A 14710-nucleotide genomic window follows, 5' to 3' on the forward strand; every position below is an offset into this window, starting at 1 on the left:
TCCTATCTCATCTGACTAGCGAGCGCAGCGACGATGACTCGTGAGAATCCGAAGTACACGTGGATAAGGCCAAGCATCGAGGTGATGAAGTCGTGGTGCTTGAAACCTTGCTTCTCGGGGTCTTCTGCGAGTTCGTCGTACTCCTCGCTCCGCTGGCCGAAGTGAATCAGCTCGCCGTAGTTGAACAGGTTGATGATGTCGTTCGGGTTCACATCCCCGTACATCTCATGCTCTGCGATCTTGTCAGGCGTGTAGCCATCCTTCTCAAGAACCATGCGGCACACAATGTTTTGCAGTGGACGGTTCATCAGTGCGCCACGTGTCTTGCGCCACTCCGACAGGGCGGCCATCCGTTCGTCGGCCCCGTCTGCTTCGTTCTTTGAGTACTTGGCGAGGATGTTCGCAACGTTCTCAAAGTCTGGGTCTCCGACACTGGACTTATGGAGCTGCCTGAAGCGCACGGAGAATCCAACGGTGTCCTCGTCGTCCGCCTGCTCGAACTCTACCGTTGCTTCACCGCGCTCCATCTTGAGAGTGGCGCCGCCCTTGTGGCTGACGACGGTGTAGCCTGCGGTCTTCTCACATACCTGAACGAACCGAAGTAAGTTTCGACGATCTTCGGCCGAGATCTTCTGTGTAAGAGGGGCGAATGTCGCCGGGTCGGGGAGGTGAAAGGCGTACGTGAGGTGCTGCCAGTTGTACTCAAACGCAGACGGATCTGCGGCGAGATGGGCAAGCGGTGGCGGAAACTTGAGCGGCACAGGAAGAATCGAGTCCTGGTGGGTGACGAACGTTGCCGTAACGGTGCCGCCGTTTCCGTTCCTAGGGGCTTGGATTTCCGGGAGCGACTGCCTCTGCCGCTTCGGTGGAGCGGCCGGCTTCGGCGGCCGATTCTGACTCTTGCGACCTGGCTTCTTGCCCAACGCGTTCGTTCCTCCCCGTGCTCTTCACTGACTGAGTTGATCTTACTCGAGCCGACCGACACGCGGCTGCAGCCGATGACTACCGGCTACTGACTTTTGATTCAAGCCGCAAGATATTAGCGGCAGATGTAACCGAATCATCTACTTGCGAAGATTTTGATCAAAGCTGACGCTACCGGCAATGCTCTCGGCGAAATTGAACTTCTATGAACTGGTAACTGGGAAACCCCGTACCACGGTGATTTCGAGATCACTGAAGCTGATCCGCATGAGTTTGCGCCCAACTTCGTCAAAGGTGTGAGCGTGGTCGAGGCCGACAAGAAGGCCCCGGTCAACTACGCGCACGAGAGCTGGCAGAAGGCTGCGGCCGGGATCAGCAAGATGCGTGTGAGCGAGGATGGCCAGAAGCTACTCGCCTCGGTCGACTGGACGCCAGCCGGCGCGTAAGCGCTCAAAGATGTTGAGTGGAAATATATCTGGCCGGAGTTCAACCCTCGCGGCTGCCCCTGGTGCGACGCCGAAGGGAGCGTTGACGGCGAGATCCAGTACACCGTGAACGTGAACCGTCCCGGGTTTGATGCCGCTTCCTTTCTTGTGAAGGATGCAGGCCATGCCCAAGCGTTACCCCGCCGAGCAGCGTGAGCGAGCGGTGAAGATGGTCCTCGACCACCTCGACGAGTACCGGTCCCTCCACGCCGCCTGTCAAGCCATCGGGCCGAAGCTCGGTTTCGGCCCGGAGTCTCTTCGGGCCTGGACCAAGCAGGCCCAGATCGACACGGCTCAGATGCCCGGAGCCACCTCCGCGGAGCAGTAGCGGATCAGGGAACTTGAACGTGAGAATTGAGATCTCAAGGAAGCCAACGAGATCCTGAAATCAGCCTCGATCTTCTTCGCGAGGGAACTCGACCCTCGCCGCCGTTGATCTGCACCGAGCAGATTCTGGACGGCTTTGACGTTTCTGCTCGATGAGAAGGCCCAGGGCCGATGGCGACAACATGATGCTCGGCGTGTACGCGGGTCTCCTCGACGACGATCCTGAGGTCGTAACGGCGGCGTTGAGTGCCGCAAGAGTGAAAGCAAGTGTGGGCAAACTCGGACGAAGAAGAAGCTGCTGGGCAATAGGAATCCCCCTGGACTGCATGTTCTCTGCGGTCCAGGGGGATCATTCCACTGGGCGCGGAGGGTTTCGAACCCCGACCGCTGGTGTGTAAAAGCGCCACAGCTCGTCCGAGCGAGTACCGTGTGTCCACGGCCGTGCAGTTCAGCGCCCTATTCGGTTCCGAGCTGTCCACACCGTACATCGTGGTACGTGTACGTCTTGGGACACTCGCGGGACAACGCGCCGAATTCGGACGGTCAGTAACCGGGTCGAGCACCAACGCTACAGACTGCTCCTTCCGATATGCGCCCAGTTTGCCGAGAGGCTACTGGATCGGAGCAGACCCTGGAATCTGCGTTGGACTGTCGGAAGGCGGAAGCAACTCGAACAGCATGCCGGTCGCGAACAGAATGGCCAATCCACCGAGAATCCCAACTCCGATCAGCGAGGATGAGGTGATCCGCTGGAACCTGCCCGCAAGCTGTACGGCCGAAGACGAAACGGTGGCCCCACGCGTGATCGCTGACGACACCCTCAATACGGCAGCCCACATGCACAAGTCGAATCCAGCGAGAGCTGCAAGCAGTGCCACAACCAGAATGGCCACCCCGAAGCTTGCGACAACGAGGAATCCGGTGAAGCCGAACGCGTCGACGAGGTCTTGGTATGGAAGCCAGCTGTCGGATGCCTGGGCTACAGCGACGGCCTCTTCAAACCTGACGCCGCGACGGGTGGTGTTGAGGACTATCACCCAGCCTGCGATCGTTAGAGCGAGTACGGTCGCGACATGCCAGGTGATCACGACAGCTGGCGTGGGAAGTTTGCCGAACCGCTGGCGTGACGCGTTGAACATCAGTGCAGCCCAGATCACGATCGTCCCCGTGACACCTGCGGAGACAAGTAGCACCCAGTTCGAGTAACGCGCGAACACTCCGCCAACAACCACGGCGCCGATCAACGCGGCCACGATTTGGACCCAGGCGTCATCCTCGTCGCCTGCCCGGCCAGACTTCTCGTGCACGTAATTCTGAACCGACTCGTAGTTGATGACGGTCGTGACGCTGTGGTGGGTGCTTTGGTCGACAACCGCGTCACGGCCTGCAACCACGACGCGGCCGCCCTCGCTATCCGTGCGATTCACCCGGTTTGTGATTGCCGCTACTGGTGCAGCCACTACCACTGCGATCACGATGCCGATCGCGATTTGCCACAACGCCGAAGCCGTGTCCATTTGCTTTTGTTCCTCCCGATCAGCCCTGGTCTTCACTCGACCTACAGCGATGCGCACGCTACGGGCAGAGTCTGACAAGCACCGCTGTGGCGGCTGATTGCTCTGAGGTGCCGACACGGCGAGACTTGGGCCCCAGACAGGGAGGCGTGTCGGCGCAGAACGGGAAGGGGGCCTCGGATCGGTCGAGAGGCGATTGTCTGCTCCGCTGCAGGAATTTGCGTGGTTGTCGCGGGAAAACCGGAGATACTGGAATCCTCAGGAACTCCTGGCCGCGACCCGAACGGACCCGAGCGTGAACGACGACTTGGTCGACCCCACCGCGATCGACATCCAGATCGACCCGATGCGTCAGCACCTGGTCGGGATCACCGCGCACGGGCACATCCCGTTCGACGTGCCGGTGATCAGCGAGGTCGCCCCGAACCTGTGGCAGGGCGGCTGCCGGGACGGCCTGGTCTTGCCGGACTTCGTCGTCCACGTGGTGTCGCTGTACCCGTGGGAGCAGTACGACGTGCGGCACAACATCGACTCCGAGGTCTACGTGCGGATGTACGACAGCGGCGAGCAGGGGTTCGAGCAGGTCGACGCGCTCGCGGCGTGGGTGAACGTGTGCCGCGAGACCGGTCCGGTGCTGGTGCACTGCCAGGTGGGGCTCAACCGGTCGAGCCTGGTGGCGGCCCGGGCCCTGGTGATGTCGGGTGAGGCGGACCCGGCGGGAGCGGTGGCGCTGCTGCGGGCGCGGCGTTCCCCGGCGTGTCTGTGCAACGAGGCGTTCGAAAGTTGGCTGTTGGGGGAGCCGGTGGTACCCGCGTCAGACGCCGGCGACGCCGAGTAGCTGGCCGATCCCGTAGGTGACGGCCATCGCGAGTGCGCCGCCCGTCACCACCCGCAGGACCGCGCGGGGTCGGCTCGCGCCGCCGAGGCGGGCACTGAGGCTGCCGGTGATCGCCAGCGCCGCCAGCATTGCCACGAACGTGACCGGGATGCGCGCACTGGCCGGGGGCAGCAGGATCGCGAGCATCGGCAGGATCGCGCCCACCGTGAACGCGATCGCCGACGCGAGCGCCGCGTGCCACGGGTTGGTGAGCTCGTCGGGGTCGATGCCCAGCTCGACCTCGGCGTGCGCGGCGAACGCGTCGTGCGCGGTGAGTTCCTCGGCGACCTTGCGTGCCGTCGCGGGCGACAGCCCCTTGTCCTCGTAGAGCGAGGTCAGCTCGTCGAGTTCGGCTTCGGGAATGGTCGACAGCTCGTGCCGCTCCTTGGCCAGCAGTGCACGCTCGGTGTCGCGCTGGGTGCTGACCGATACGTATTCGCCCAGGGCCATCGACACGGCGCCGGCGGCCAGACCGGCCAGCCCGGCAGTGAGGATCGGCCCGCGGTCGGTGGTGGCCGCCGCGACACCGACCACCAGACCGGCGACCGAGACGATGCCGTCGTTGGCGCCCAGCACGCCGGCCCGCAGCCAGTTCAAGCGCGACGAGAGCCCTGCCACGTGCGGCTCCGCGGGATGCGGTCCGTTGCCGGTGCCGTCGGTCGCATCGGGTGATTCCTGGTTCGCGGTCACAACCCGAAGGCTATTGCGAGCGAGTCCGTTCCACCAGCAATGCAAGGCTGTCCGAAGGTGCGTTCGAGCTGGGCGACTGGCTGTCGGCGGCCGCGCGCCGGTAGGGTCTGGCGGCGCAACGAGTCGAGCACGGGGGGAATGCTGTCCGGATGGGTGTCCTGATTCTTCTGATAGTCCTGTTGATCTTGGTTCTGATCGCGGGGATCGCTGTATTCGTCTGGCGCACAAGAACTCCCGGTTCGTCGCCGCGGGTCGATCCGCTCGCCGACTACCCGGAGGTCTACGACCCGCACCGGATCGGTGTCGGCGACATCGTCACGTACGCCGGCATCGACCACGTCGTCCGCGGCACCCTCACCCTCGACCAGGAGGGATACCGCTGGCACGAGCACCTGCTCGACGGCTCGACCGGCCGTCGGTGGCTCACGGTCGAGGACGACGAGGGCGAGCTCGAGATGACGCTGTGGATGCGGCGCGAGGGGACCGGTCTCGAACCCGGCGGCGACGTCATCCTCGACGACCGCGTGTACCGGAAGATCGAGTCGGGCTCGGCCCGCTTCACCGCCGAGGGAACCACCGGCACAGCGCCGTCCGGGTCGATGGACTACGCGGACTACGCGACCGCGGACGAGACCGGTCTGCTCGCGTTCGAGCGGTGGGCGAAGGCCGCATCATGGGAGGTGTCGACCGGTCGCGCCGTCACGCGCGGTGAGCTGACCGTCATCCACGCGGGCCCCGCGGCGTGACCGTGCACCTGCTCGACGTCGCGCCGTCCGACGTCGACGCGGATGCGCTCGGCCTGGTCGTCGATGCCCCGGCCCCGAAGGCGCTCGCGGAACTGCACCTTCGCGACGACGCGGGCGGAACGCTCACACTCGGCGTCCTCGGTGCGTCGCACGTCGTGATCGCCTCCGCGCCGGGGCGGCTCTTCACCGAGCAGGTCTCGTGCGACGCCCGCCGGGCCGGTGGGCGGGACCTCCCGCAGTTCGACGAACGGACCGGCTACCGGTTCGTCTCGCGCGTCGAGCGGGTGCCGGCCGTGGAGTTGAGGCGACGTGCGGAGTGGTTGCGTCTCCAGGCCGGTGGCGACGACTGGATCTGCGGGGCATTCCCCGGCGACCGCGACGCCCTCACCGCGCTGACGGCCGCCGCGACCGACGGCGAATGGCGATGGCGGACCTGGCATCTGTATCCGGGGCCGGTGACCGGCACGGTCGTCGAGACCGAAAGCAGGTGGCGACCGTGAGGCGTGGGGCGGCCGGTGTCCTCGCGGTCGCGACGCTGCTGCTGACCACCGGATGCGGTGGGGGAGTGCGCGACCACATCGCCGACAAATTCGCGCACCGCGGCACCCAGGGTGACATCACCACGTACTTCTCGCCGGATCCCGTGGGCACCACCGTCGAACGCATCGTCCGCGACGACGTCCCGGCGGCGCGCAAGGCCGACGGCAACAACGAATACCTGCGGTACAACGACGACATCGTGACCGTCGGGCCCGCCCCGGGCGGCGGCAGCACGATCGACGTCGAGGACCTCGACGGCCGCTACCGCAGCGGCCATTTCACCTACCTGGGCACCGGATTCACACCCGGATCGCCGGCCGCGGGCAACACCTCCGGCGGATCGGGATCCGCGAAATGACCGCCATCACACACCACGCGGGGAGCACGAACATGACCGTCACGAACCTGGCCGCCCCCACCGAGATCGGAACCGTCGAGTTCCTCCCGATCGTCGGGGGCGTTCTCGGCACGCTCGCCTACTTCGTGGTCGGGATCGGCGTGCTGGCAGCCGGATTCGCGATGCTCGACGCACTGACGCCGGGCAATCTCCGGCACCAGGTGTACGTCGAGAAGAACCCCAACGCGGCGTTGCTGCTGGGGGCCAACCACCTGACGTTGGCGATCATCGTGGTCACCGCCATCCTGACCAGCTCCGACGGATTCGCCCAGGGCATCACCGATTCGCTGGTGTACGGCGTCGTCGGCGTCGTGCTGCAGGCCGCAGCGCTCGCGATCATGAACGTGCTGCTGCCTGGGCGTCTCGTCACGCTGGTGGGCGAGCCGCGGATGAGCGGGGCCGCGTGGGCCGTCGCGGTGACGCTGTTCTCGGTCGGTCTGGTCAACGCCGCCGCGCTGTCGTGACCGTCACCGCGTCCGTCGAGCCGGCCCCGACGTCGCCCGCGCTGGGCCGCCGGTCGCGGGTGGTGCTGCTCGCCGCCGTCGCGGCGTGCGCGGCGTGCGGGCTCGTGTACGAACTGGCGCTGCTCACGCTCTCGACCAGCCTCACCGGCGGCGGCATCACCGAAACCTCGCTCATCGTGGCCGGTTTCGTCGCGGCGCTCGGCCTCGGTGCGCTCGCGGCCAAGCCCCTGCTGCGGCAGGCCGCGCCGTCGTTCGTCGCGGTCGAGGTGGTGCTCGGGCTGGTCGGCGGCGTCAGCGCGGCCGCGCTGTACGTGGCGTTCACGTTCCTCGGGTCGTCGACGTGGGTGCTGGTGCTCGCGACCGCGGCGATCGGCATGCTCGTCGGCGCTGAGGTCCCTCTGCTGATGACGCTGCTGCAGACCGGCCGCGACGGCGACGCCGCCGACACCGGCAAGGTGCTGGCCAACCTCAACGCCGCCGACTACGCGGGCGCGCTGATCGGCGGCCTGGCATGGCCGTTCGTGCTGCTACCTGCTGCGGGCCTGATCCGGGGCACGGCCCTGACCGGCATGGTGAATCTGGTGGCGGCGGCCGTCGCGGCGCTGTTCCTCCTGCGCGGACACCTGCGTCCGACGGTGCGGGCGGCGGCAATGATCGCGTTGCTGCTGGCCGCGGCGCTGCTCGCGGGGCTGCTGGTGCGGGCGTCGGACATCGAGACGACGTCCCGCCAGCGCCTGTATCCCGACCCGGTCGTGTACGCCCAGCGGTCGCAGTATCAGGAGATCGTGGTTACGGAACGCGCCGGCGACGTGCGCCTCTACCTCGACGGCGACCTGCAGTTCTCCAGCCGCGACGAGCACCGGTACACCGAGGCGCTGGTGTACCCGGCACTGGCCCGCAGTCCCGGGCGGGTGCTGATCCTCGGCGGCGGCGACGGGCTCGCGGCCCGGGAGGTGTTGCGCAACCCCGGTGTTCGGGAGATCGTCCAGGTGGAACTGGACCCGGCGGTGCTCGACCTGGCGAACACCCGGCTGCGGGCGCTCAACGCCGGCGCGCTCGAGGACGAGCGCGTGACGGTCGTCGTCGACGACGCGTTCCGGTGGCTGCGCGAACACGCGGACGCCGGATTCGACGCGGTGATCGTCGATCTGCCCGACCCGGACACCCCGACGCTGGGCCGGCTGTACTCCACCGAGTTCTACGGCGTGGCGGCCACCGTCCTGGCGCCCGGCGGCCGGATGGTCGTCCAGTCCGGCAGCCCGTACTCCACCCCCGACGCGTTCTGGCGAACGGTCGCGACCGTCGGATCGGTGGGACTGGGAACGACGCCCTATCACGTGTACGTCCCGAGCTTCGGGGACTGGGGTTACGTCCTCGCGCAGGTGGGACCGGCTCCCGCGCTGGAGCTCTCGCCGGAGGCCGCTCCGCGCCGGTTCCTCGACACGGCGACGCTCGCGTCGGCGGCGGTGTTCCCGCTCGACCGTCAGCGCCGGGACCTCGAACCGTCGACCCTGGACCGGCCGCGCATCGTCGACGACATGCGGCGGGGCTTCGAGCGGTGACGACGAGGCGCCGTCGGCGCGGTCACCGTGACGCGGCTGCCGGTGCCTCGTTCGCGGCGTCGGACCCGGTCCAGACCGCGGCCGCCCCGCTCTCGCCGATCCGGTAGACCTGCACGACCGAGCCTACGGACACGGCGATCGCGACGACGGTGAGCGCGATCGCCACGACCCGGGGCGTCTGCCTGCCCGTCGACCCGCCGCGAGACTCCCACCATCCGCGCACCCGCGAATCGTGGATGGCCCACCACACCGCGGAGACCACGAAGACTCCCGCCGACCAGAAGATCAACTGATCGCCGAGTTCGGCGTGGATCCGCACCAGCGGCTCGCGGGGCGTCTGCTTCTCGAGCCACTCGCCCGCGTGCGTGGTGAGGGGCACCAGGATCAGCGTGATCAGTGCCAGCGCGGGGGAGATGATGCCGATTCGGCGTCGTGCGGCGGGCCAGCAGACCGACAGCAGCACCAGCAGCGCGGATATCGGCACCAGCACCGCCACGAAGTGCACGAGCAGCGGGTGGATCGGCATGCCGTCGAATGTCGTGGGGCCCATGATGATCGCCTCCGTCGGGATGTGTACGACTGGCGGCCACCCTAGGCGCGAATTCTTGGAGTCTCCTGGGAACTGCGGGGCAGGACGACAGTGAACGTCGTCCCCACGCCCTCGGTCGAGTGGACCAGCACGTCGCCGCCGTGCGCCACGGCGATCTCCCGGACCAGGGCCAGACCGATCCCGTACCGCCGGCCCCCGGCGGGCTGGTCGGGGCCATGCGCGAAGCGGGTGAACAATCGCTGCAGCTGGTGGGGTGCGATACCGACGCCGGTGTCGGTTACGGAGATTCGGGCGTGTTCGTCGTCGTGACCGACGTGGACGGTCACTCGGCCACCCGGGCGCACGTGGGTGACGGCGTTGTCGACCAGTCCGTGCACCGCTCGCCGAAGCGCCGGCCGGGCCCCGGTCACCACCAGCGCGTCGACGTCCCGCTCGACGTCGACGGTGACACCGAGGGAGTCGGCGTGCGCGGCGACGCTGTCGCGAACCTGCTCGCACAGGGCCACCATCTCGACCGGCTCGCGAGTGTGCGGTCCGGTCTCCAATGCCGCGGACAGCAGGAGATCCTCGACCAGTTCGCTCAGCGCGCGGGTGTCGTCCACGATCCCGTCGAGCTGTCGCGCGACCTCGGCGGGCTCGAGCCGGTCGGCCCGCCTGGCGAGCAGTTGCGCGCGCGTGTGCAGGACGGTGAGCGGGGCGCGCAGCTCGTGCGAGGCGTCGGCGACGAATCTTCGCTGCAACGACAGTGCGAGCGTCAGCGGGCGGATCGATCTGCGGGACAACAGGACTATGACGAGGACGGCGGCGGCGATGCCGGCGATCTCGGCCAGTACGAGGGCCGACAGGAGCCGTTCCCGTCCGGTCTCGTACGGCTCGAGATCCAGGAGGGCGGCGGCGCGGCCGTGGGCGTTGTCGGCGACGAATGCGCGATAGTGCCGCTCCCCGTCGCGGACGGTGGTGAAGCCGGAGGGCTCGTCGAGCAGCGCCGCGGCCTGCGGCGGCGCGCCCGCGCTCACCTCCGTCGTGCCGTCCGGTGTCCGCAGCGCGAGCGCGGTGTCGGGCGGTGGATCGTCGACGTCCTCGGTGGCCGCGACCACGGACCGCAACGTGGCGTCGATCTGCCTCGACTGGGCACGGGTGTCCACCACGAACACCACGAGCCCGACCACGACCAGCACGACGGCGAGCGCGACCGCGGCCTGCAGCGCGGCGACCCGTCCGGCCCGCCGCAACACGTGCTCGTCCCCGATCACCGCCGCCGGCCGGGTGGACAGGCGTGGGCGGCGGCCGAATCTCCGGGTCGTCATCGTGAACCGAGCCGGTAGCCCACCCCGCGCACCGTCCGGACGACGTCGCGGCCGAGTTTGCGGCGCAGGTAGTGGACGTACGTGTCGACCGTGCCCGGGGTGCCGGCGGCCCCGAAAGCGGCGTCGAGGAGCTGCCCGCGGGTGAACACCTGACCGGGGGATCGGGCGAGGACGGACAGCAGGGCGCACTCGCTCGCCGACAACTCGACGGCGCCGTCGGGGCCGGTCACCGTCCGGCTCGCGAGGTCGAGTGTCCGGCCCGCGACCGGAAGCGACTCCGCGACCTCGAGCCGGCGGCGTCGCAGCGCCCGGAGCCGGGCCAGGAACTCGGGTATCTCGAACGGCTTGACCAGGTAGTCCTCGGCGCCGGCGTCGAGCCCCTCGACCCGGTCGTCCAGGGTGCCGCGGGCGGTGAGCACGAGCACCGGGGTGTCGACCGCGCGCCGCCGCAGGGCACGGAGCACCTCGATCCCGTCGCGCAGCGGGAGCCCCCGGTCGAGGACGACGACGTCGTATCGGTAGGTCAGGCCCTGGTGCAGGCCGGTCTGGCCGTCGCGGGCCACGTCGACGCGGTAGCCCTCCTCGGACAGGAGGTCGCTGAGCAGGTCGGTGAGGCGGTCGTCGTCCTCGACGAGCAGGACGGTCGGCGCTTCGGCACTCGTCGGCATGGTGTCGAGGGTGCCACTGCCCGGCGACTCCGTGGGCGCCGCGTGGCGCAGGGTTGGTAGAAATACCGTCGTGTTCCGCTGTGCCCGCCGAGTCCCGGCCCGACGTTCTCGTTCCACCGCCCGAGCGGCGGGTCTGCTCCTCGGCTACGCCGCCGACCGGGTCGTCGGCGATCCGCGCAGGTGGCATCCGGTGGCCGGATTCGGTCTCGCCGCAATGGGATTGGAGCGGCGGACGTACGCGGACCGCCGACTGTCGGGCGCCGTGCACACAGCGGTGCTCGTCGGCGCGACCGCGGCCGGCGGCGTCGCGGCCCACCGCCTCGGCGCGCGCCTCGGCTGGCTCGGCGAGACGACGGTGACGGCGGCGGCCACCTGGACCGTCCTCGGCGGCACCTCGCTGGCGGGGACCGGGCGGGCGATGGCGCGGCACCTCGAGGCCGGCGACCTGGAGGCGGCGCGGGCGCTGCTGCCGTCGCTGTGCGGCCGCGACCCGAGCGTCCTCGACACCGACGGCCTGGCCCGCGCGAGCCTGGAATCGGTCGCCGAGAACACCTCGGACGCCACCGTCGGCGCGCTGTTCTGGGGCGCCGTCGCGGGCGTGCCGGGGCTGTTCGCGTACCGCGCCTCCAACACGCTCGACGCGATGATCGGCTACCGCTCGGAGAAGTACTCGCGGTTCGGCTGGGCGGCGGCGCGCTGGGACGACCTGGTCAACCTCGCACCGGCCCGCCTCACCGGGGCACTCACGGTGGCCGCGGCGCCCGTGGTCGGTGGGTCGGCGCGCGGCGCACTCGACGCGTGGCGGCGGGACGCGTCGAAGCATCCGAGCCCCAACGCGGGCGTTGCGGAGGCGTCGGCCGCGGGCGCACTGGGCGTGCAGTTGGGTGGGCGGACCGAGTACGCGCACGGCGTCGAGATGCGGCCGACCCTCGGCACCGGGCCGGCGCCGGTCGTCGCAGACCTCGAGCGGGCGGCGCGGCTGTCGTCGGCAGTGCAGGTGGGGGCCGCCGTGGCGGCCGCCGCGCTCACCCTCGCGGCGGCCCGGCTACGTCAACGCTGATCGCGGAGGCGGGCCAGTCGGTCGTTGTACTCGAGCAGACGCATCGCCTCGGGATCGTCGAGGTCGTCGAAGCTGATCCGCGGCGGGCGGGCCGGGGCGGGTATCTGCTCGAGCACGCGGGCGTCGTCGTCGCGGCGCGCCTGCGCCAGCGCCTCGGCCGCCTCCGTGACCGCGGTGCGCCGCAGCACGCGGAACGCGACCGCCGCGACGAACGATCCGTACACCACCCAGAGCAGCACGAGCGGCCACGCCTGCAGGTCCTTGCCCTGCTGCGCCGCGCGCAAGGCGACCATCGCGCCGATGCCGAGCGGGAGAAGCACCAGCGCGACGGCAGCGGTGGCGGAGACGACCCTGGCAGCCTTCATGCCGCGAGCATATGGCGTCCCGTCGGCGGGACTGGGATCAGCGGTTCCTGCCGTAGCGGTCGGCCAGCTTCGCCTGCGACTCGCTCAGCGGCGCGTCCGGCGCCTTGGACTTCTTGAGCAGTCCCTTGCGGGCCGGAAGCTGGAAGTCGTCACTCGGCGTCTGCACCTCGGGTTCGGTCGGCGTGGTGACCGTCGGCTCCGGCTCCGGCGCAGGTGTCGCGGGCGCCTCCTCCGGCGGTGCCGCAGCTGCTGCGGTGGCGTCGCGCGCCTTCCGGCGTTCGCGAAGCTCGGCCCGGACGAAGTAGGCCAGACCCAGCGGCGCCATGATGCCGAACGCGAGCCACTGCAGGCCGTACGACAGGTACGGTCCGGCGTCGAGCTGAGGCAGCGGGATGGTGCCGAGTCCGCCCGGCTGGTCCTCGTCGAGCTGCAGATAGCCGTTGACCAGGTCCGTCCCGATGAACAGCCCGATCTGGCCCGAGTCGATGAAGTACACCTGCTTGGCGCCGGCCTCGTTGATCGGTTCCTTGCCGACGACCGTGCCCTCGGACATGCGGATGCGGCCCTGGAGCGTCACCTCACCGGCCGGTGCGGCCGGGATCGGCGGGGCGTCGGTGCCCTGGACCGGGCGCACGTAGCCGCGGTTGACGAGCATCGTCTGCCCGTCGCCGAACCGGATCGGTGTGAGCACCTCGTAGGCGGGCGCGTCCTCGACCGAACGCAGGCGCACGAGCAGATCGCTGTCGGGGACGTAGGTACCCGTCGCGACCACCTTGCGCCACTCGTCCTGGGGGGTGGGACCGGTCCCGACGATCAGGCTGTCGATCGGCACCGCGTCGGCGTTGATGGACTGCTCGAGCAGCCCGTTGCGTTCCGACGTCCGGGTGTTCTTGCCCAGCTGCCACGGTGCCAGCACCGTGAAGCACATGAAGGCGAAACCGGCCACGACGGCGGCCAACGCCAGCCAGCCGGGTCGCAACAGAAACGTCAGCCTTCGCACGGCTACCACGGTACTGGCTCGCCGGCAGCTCAGTTCTCGCGCACCCAGGCCAGCAGGCCCGGCACGGCGGCCTCGATCTGGTCGCGCACCAGCTCGAAATCGGTGATGTCGCCGTAGTACGGGTCGGGCACCGAATCGCCGTCCGCGTCCGGGTCGAAGCTGCGCAGCAGCCGGCGCCGCTCGGCGGGCACGCCGAGGCGGGCGAGGATCCGGTCGTGCCCCCGGTCCAGCGGAACCACCAGGTCGGCGGCCAGGTGGTCGTCGTCGACCTGCGCGGCACGGTGTCCGGTCGGATAGCCGGCGGCCTCGAGCACCTTGTCGGTGCGCCGATCGGCGCCGTCGCCGACGTGGTAGTCGTGGGTGCCCGCGCTCGTCACCCGGACCCGGTCGGCGAGACCGGCGCGGCGCACGTGCTCGGCGAAGATCCGCTCCGCCATCGGGGAGCGGCAGATGTTGCCGGTGCACACGAACGTGACGTGAATCATGCGCATCAGGCCGCCTTCGTCAGGATTCGCGCGAGGTCCGGGACCGTCGGGGCCAACCACTGCGCCCCCTCGGCCTCCGCCGTGGAGCCGTAACCCCACTCGACGAACACCGTCGGGATGCCCCAGCGGGCCGCGCCGTGGACGTCGTGCTCGCGGTCGCCGATCATCACGACGTCGGCGACAGCGCCCGCCGTCGCCGGGATACCGAGACCGCCGAGTACGTGCTCGATCACGTCGGCCTTGGCGCGGCGCGAGCCGTCGGAGCTTGCCCCGCCGATGACCTCGAAGTACCCGGCGAGCCCGAAGTGCTCGAGGATGCGGACCGCGAACTTCTCGGTCTTCGACGTCGCGACCGCGAGCCGCGCGCCGGTGTCCCGGGCGAGCGACAGCATCGGCTCGATGCCGTCGTACACCTCGTTCTCCGACCAGCCGACCGCGTCGTAGCGCTCGAAGTACGCCGCCAGCGCCGCCGCTGTCGTCGCCTCGTCGAGGCCCATCGCGCGCATCGAATCCATCAGCGGTGGACCGATCACGGTCGCCAGCATCTCCGCGGTGGGTGCGGGGCGACCGACCGCCGCGAGGGCGTGCCGGAAACCGTTGTGGATGCCGAGGGCGGAGTCGGTGAGGGTGCCGTCCAGGTCGAACAGCATCACGGGAGCGAGGGGATCGGATGGGGAAGACGTCACCGTTCCATTGTGCTGGCATCGGCCCCGGACGCCCGGTCCGGTGTGCGCCGGTGCGCGCCGTAG

At 69.1% G+C, this 14710-nt stretch carries 19 protein-coding genes; 9 read left to right on the top strand and 10 right to left on the bottom strand.

Features of this window, described 5'->3' with window-relative positions:
- Positions 1-2: 2 nt before the first annotated feature.
- Positions 3-923, bottom strand: coding sequence for a hypothetical protein (locus ABI214_RS24130; protein ID WP_348604944.1), 921 nt, complete (start codon positions 921-923; stop codon positions 3-5).
- Positions 924-1226: 303 nt separating this feature from the next.
- Here ABI214_RS24130 and ABI214_RS24135 point away from each other — a divergent pair, with 303 nt between their 5' ends.
- Positions 1227-1370, top strand: coding sequence for a hypothetical protein (locus ABI214_RS24135; protein WP_348604945.1), 144 nt, complete (start codon positions 1227-1229; stop codon positions 1368-1370).
- Between the two features lie 163 nt (positions 1371-1533).
- A complete protein-coding gene (locus ABI214_RS24140; protein WP_348604946.1) occupies positions 1534-1737 on the top strand; it encodes a transposase in 204 nt (67 codons plus the stop codon).
- A gap of 610 nt (positions 1738-2347) precedes the next feature.
- Here the strand turns inward: ABI214_RS24140 and ABI214_RS24145 are convergent.
- Positions 2348-3253: a hypothetical protein gene (locus ABI214_RS24145; protein WP_348604947.1), complete on the bottom strand. Its 906-nt coding sequence runs from the start codon at positions 3251-3253 to the stop codon at positions 2348-2350.
- Between the two features lie 292 nt (positions 3254-3545).
- Here ABI214_RS24145 and ABI214_RS24150 point away from each other — a divergent pair, with 292 nt between their 5' ends.
- Positions 3546-4088: a protein-tyrosine phosphatase family protein gene (locus tag ABI214_RS24150; protein WP_348604948.1), complete on the top strand. Its 543-nt coding sequence runs from the start codon at positions 3546-3548 to the stop codon at positions 4086-4088.
- Here the strand turns inward: ABI214_RS24150 and ABI214_RS24155 are convergent.
- Positions 4065-4817 (bottom strand): VIT1/CCC1 transporter family protein, encoded by a 753-nt coding sequence (locus ABI214_RS24155; protein ID WP_348604949.1) that lies wholly within the window; start codon positions 4815-4817, stop codon positions 4065-4067. The genes ABI214_RS24150 and ABI214_RS24155 overlap by 24 nt on opposite strands.
- 149 nt (positions 4818-4966) lie before the next feature.
- On the opposite strand from ABI214_RS24155, the gene ABI214_RS24160 reads away from it, so the two are divergent.
- Genes ABI214_RS24160 through ABI214_RS24180 form a run of 5 tightly spaced genes read left to right on the top strand, consistent with a single transcriptional unit; the run spans position 4967 to position 8526 of the window.
- Positions 4967-5563: a DUF4178 domain-containing protein gene (locus ABI214_RS24160; protein WP_348604950.1), complete on the top strand. Its 597-nt coding sequence runs from the start codon at positions 4967-4969 to the stop codon at positions 5561-5563.
- On the top strand, positions 5560-6063 hold the full coding sequence (locus tag ABI214_RS24165) for a DUF2617 family protein (RefSeq protein WP_348604951.1): 504 nt from the start codon (positions 5560-5562) through the stop codon (positions 6061-6063). Before ABI214_RS24160 ends, ABI214_RS24165 begins: the two co-directional genes overlap by 4 nt.
- Positions 6051-6461: a DUF4247 domain-containing protein gene (locus tag ABI214_RS24170; RefSeq protein ID WP_408586411.1), complete on the top strand. Its 411-nt coding sequence runs from the start codon at positions 6051-6053 to the stop codon at positions 6459-6461. The genes ABI214_RS24165 and ABI214_RS24170 overlap by 13 nt, the downstream gene beginning before the upstream one ends.
- A gap of 32 nt (positions 6462-6493) precedes the next feature.
- Positions 6494-6964, top strand: a complete 471-nt coding sequence (locus ABI214_RS24175) for a DUF350 domain-containing protein (protein ID WP_348604953.1) — start codon at positions 6494-6496, stop codon at positions 6962-6964.
- A complete protein-coding gene (locus ABI214_RS24180) occupies positions 6961-8526 on the top strand; it encodes a polyamine aminopropyltransferase (protein ID WP_348604954.1) in 1566 nt (521 codons plus the stop codon). The genes ABI214_RS24175 and ABI214_RS24180 overlap by 4 nt, the downstream gene beginning before the upstream one ends.
- Before the next feature lie 22 nt (positions 8527-8548).
- On the opposite strand, the gene ABI214_RS24185 is transcribed toward ABI214_RS24180, so the two are convergent.
- Genes ABI214_RS24185 through ABI214_RS24195 form a run of 3 tightly spaced genes read right to left on the bottom strand, consistent with a single transcriptional unit; the run spans position 8549 to position 11051 of the window.
- Positions 8549-9076: a DUF2231 domain-containing protein gene (locus ABI214_RS24185; RefSeq protein WP_348604955.1), complete on the bottom strand. Its 528-nt coding sequence runs from the start codon at positions 9074-9076 to the stop codon at positions 8549-8551.
- Between the two features lie 41 nt (positions 9077-9117).
- Complete coding sequence (locus tag ABI214_RS24190; protein WP_348604956.1) at positions 9118-10383, bottom strand: sensor histidine kinase; 1266 nt, start codon at positions 10381-10383, stop codon at positions 9118-9120.
- On the bottom strand, positions 10380-11051 hold the full coding sequence (locus ABI214_RS24195; protein ID WP_348604957.1) for a response regulator transcription factor: 672 nt from the start codon (positions 11049-11051) through the stop codon (positions 10380-10382). Before ABI214_RS24195 ends, ABI214_RS24190 begins: the two co-directional genes overlap by 4 nt.
- Before the next feature lie 70 nt (positions 11052-11121).
- On the opposite strand from ABI214_RS24195, the gene ABI214_RS24200 reads away from it, so the two are divergent.
- Positions 11122-12111, top strand: coding sequence for a cobalamin biosynthesis protein (locus ABI214_RS24200; protein ID WP_348604958.1), 990 nt, complete (start codon positions 11122-11124; stop codon positions 12109-12111).
- On the opposite strand, the gene ABI214_RS24205 is transcribed toward ABI214_RS24200, so the two are convergent.
- Genes ABI214_RS24205 through ABI214_RS24220 form a run of 4 tightly spaced genes read right to left on the bottom strand, consistent with a single transcriptional unit; the run spans position 12102 to position 14611 of the window.
- Positions 12102-12476 (bottom strand): hypothetical protein, encoded by a 375-nt coding sequence (locus ABI214_RS24205; RefSeq protein WP_348604959.1) that lies wholly within the window; start codon positions 12474-12476, stop codon positions 12102-12104. The genes ABI214_RS24200 and ABI214_RS24205 overlap by 10 nt on opposite strands.
- Positions 12477-12513: 37 nt before the next feature.
- Positions 12514-13476, bottom strand: a complete 963-nt coding sequence (locus ABI214_RS24210; RefSeq protein ID WP_348604960.1) for an SURF1 family cytochrome oxidase biogenesis protein — start codon at positions 13474-13476, stop codon at positions 12514-12516.
- 29 nt (positions 13477-13505) lie between these two features.
- Positions 13506-13961, bottom strand: a complete 456-nt coding sequence (locus ABI214_RS24215; protein WP_348611992.1) for a low molecular weight protein-tyrosine-phosphatase — start codon at positions 13959-13961, stop codon at positions 13506-13508.
- 5 nt (positions 13962-13966) lie between these two features.
- Complete coding sequence (locus ABI214_RS24220) at positions 13967-14611, bottom strand: HAD hydrolase-like protein (RefSeq protein ID WP_348611995.1); 645 nt, start codon at positions 14609-14611, stop codon at positions 13967-13969.
- Positions 14612-14710 lie beyond the last annotated feature (99 nt).

It is taken from the genome of Prescottella soli (genome assembly GCF_040024445.1).
GTDB lineage: Bacteria > Actinomycetota > Actinomycetes > Mycobacteriales > Mycobacteriaceae > Prescottella > Prescottella soli.

What these genes read in the sequence shown, in the direction of transcription:
- ABI214_RS24140 (WP_348604946.1), top strand. Translation starts at nt 1,534, where the DNA reads ATGCCCAAGCGTTACCCCGCCGAGCAGCGTGAGCGAGCGGTGAAGATG.
- ABI214_RS24145 (WP_348604947.1), bottom strand. Translation starts at nt 3,253, where the DNA reads ATGGACACGGCTTCGGCGTTGTGGCAAATCGCGATCGGCATCGTGATC.
- ABI214_RS24160 (WP_348604950.1), top strand. Translation starts at nt 4,967, where the DNA reads ATGGGTGTCCTGATTCTTCTGATAGTCCTGTTGATCTTGGTTCTGATC.
- ABI214_RS24175 (WP_348604953.1), top strand. Translation starts at nt 6,494, where the DNA reads ATGACCGTCACGAACCTGGCCGCCCCCACCGAGATCGGAACCGTCGAG.
- ABI214_RS24185 (WP_348604955.1), bottom strand. Translation starts at nt 9,076, where the DNA reads ATGGGCCCCACGACATTCGACGGCATGCCGATCCACCCGCTGCTCGTG.
- ABI214_RS24190 (WP_348604956.1), bottom strand. Translation starts at nt 10,383, where the DNA reads ATGACGACCCGGAGATTCGGCCGCCGCCCACGCCTGTCCACCCGGCCG.
- ABI214_RS24195 (WP_348604957.1), bottom strand. Translation starts at nt 11,051, where the DNA reads ATGCCGACGAGTGCCGAAGCGCCGACCGTCCTGCTCGTCGAGGACGAC.
- ABI214_RS24205 (WP_348604959.1), bottom strand. Translation starts at nt 12,476, where the DNA reads ATGAAGGCTGCCAGGGTCGTCTCCGCCACCGCTGCCGTCGCGCTGGTG.
- ABI214_RS24215 (WP_348611992.1), bottom strand. Translation starts at nt 13,961, where the DNA reads ATGATTCACGTCACGTTCGTGTGCACCGGCAACATCTGCCGCTCCCCG.
- ABI214_RS24220 (WP_348611995.1), bottom strand. Translation starts at nt 14,611, where the DNA reads ATGCTGTTCGACCTGGACGGCACCCTCACCGACTCCGCCCTCGGCATC.